Source organism: Microbacterium sp. Leaf351 (assembly GCF_001423825.1).
Classification (GTDB): domain Bacteria; phylum Actinomycetota; class Actinomycetes; order Actinomycetales; family Microbacteriaceae; genus Microbacterium; species Microbacterium ginsengisoli.
Genome location: NZ_LMPK01000033.1, coordinates 223210 through 224316 on the forward strand (window position 1 = coordinate 223210; position 1107 = coordinate 224316).

Here is a 1107-nt window from a genome sequence, read left to right on the forward strand (position 1 = left end):
GCGACCCCGCGTTGTTGACCGCGATGTCGAGGCCGCCGTAGGTGTCCACGGCGGTCTGCACGAGAGCGGCGACCGCGGCGTCATCCGAGACGTCGGCGACCGCGTGGGTCGCCCGGCCCCCGGCCGCGACGATGTCGTCGACGACGCGCTGGCCCGCGGCATCCCGGGAGCCGATCACCACAGCCGCACCGGCGCGACCGAGTGCGCGGGCGACGGCGGCGCCGATCCCGCTGGAGCCGCCCGTGACGACGGCGACCTTGTCGGAGAAATCGAAGGTGACGCTCATGTCGGCCACCTCAGTCCGTCCAGCGCACGTAGAGCACCATCGCGCGCGCGTGGCTCTCGGTCCACAGCTCGACGCCCTTCATCGGGCCGTCGGCCCACCGCTCGGCGAGCTCGGCGGCGGCGCGGCGGGTGACCTCCTCGATGATGAACTTGATGCCAGCCTGCTCGCTGTCGCGGTGCTCGGCCAGCAGTTCGGGAGTGTTGATCTCGTCGTGCAGGCGCTTGACGGTGGCGTACACGTCGAGCACGTAGCGACGGGTCAGCTCCACGTCGCTGCGGCGCGCGACATCGGCGGTGTGCCCCGACAGGAAGTGCTCGAAGTCGTACTCGAGGAACCGGTCGAACGCGCCCAGGTAGGCGAACATGTTCTCGGTGATGTCGAAGTCGAGCAGCGGCACCCACCCGCGCGCGAGCAGGTCGATGGCGACCATGACCTTCTCGTCGGGGAGGAACAGCACCGTGTCGCCGTCGGCGGAGTGGAAGCCGTCGCGGAACAGCTCGATGCGGCGGGTGCCGCGGGTGAGCGAGAGGGCGCCCTCGTACACGACGGTCGGCGCCGGGCGGGCGGGGTCCGCCTTCTCGGCGAGGAACCGCGCGGTGCCGGCCTCGGCGATGATCTCCACGCCGTCGGCGAGCAGGTACGAGCCACCGATGTGATCCGAGTGCCCGTGCGAGTAGATGAGCGTGCGGATCGGCTCGTCGGTGACGTCGGCGATCGCGGTGCGGATGTGGTCGACGAGCGGTTCGGGAGCATCGAGCAGCACGACCCCCTCGCCGGTGGTGAAGAAGATCGTCTGGTAGTTGCCGTTCGTGATCATGAAG

At 70.0% G+C, this 1107-nt stretch carries 2 protein-coding genes; both read right to left on the reverse strand.

The window, feature by feature from the left end; translation table 11 throughout:
• Nucleotides 1-286: SDR family NAD(P)-dependent oxidoreductase (locus tag ASG00_RS15820; protein ID WP_200930900.1), on the reverse strand; the 286-nt coding region annotated here is incomplete at its 3' end.
• 10 nt (nt 287-296) lie between these two features.
• A partial coding sequence (locus tag ASG00_RS09415) for an MBL fold metallo-hydrolase (RefSeq protein WP_162238382.1) occupies nt 297-1107 on the reverse strand: 811 nt, incomplete at its 5' end.